Genomic DNA, 459 nt, shown 5'->3' on the forward strand with positions numbered 1-459 from the left:
GACTGGGGGAGCCGGTGGCTGGGGGAGCTGACAGCCGGCGGAAGCGGTGGTTGGTCGTGCGCCGTGATGATCTCCTCCCTATTATCCTCGCAGGCGTTTGGTCACTGAACGTGTTCTCACTCATGCGGACGTGAGCGGACTAGTCACCACATGACCCCGATGTGTCACGCCCGAATTACCACTGAAGCAAGAACCTTCTGTATATTGACTGTCAACGCTCTGTGACAGGAGGCTCCATGACAACGACACCAACACCACAATCCGCTCCTCTGCTGACACCGGCCGAGGTGGCGAGCATGTTCCGGGTCGACCCGAAGACGGTGACCCGCTGGGCCAAGACCGGGAAACTGACCTCGATCCGTACCCTCGGTGGCCACCGGCGCTACCAGGAGGCGGAGGTCCGCGCACTCCTCGCCGGCGTCTCGCCCGGAGACAGCCTGGCCTAGCCACCCGGCCCAT

General features: G+C 63.2%; 1 protein-coding gene. It reads left to right on the forward strand.

The window, feature by feature from the left end:
- Positions 1 to 236 precede the first annotated feature (236 nt).
- Positions 237 to 446, forward strand: coding sequence for a BldC family transcriptional regulator (locus AC5LUJ_RS21560; protein ID WP_076843070.1), 210 nt, complete (start codon positions 237 to 239; stop codon positions 444 to 446).
- Positions 447 to 459: the final 13 nt, after the last annotated feature.

It is taken from the genome of Protofrankia sp. CiP1_Cm_nod3, from assembly GCF_982290655.1.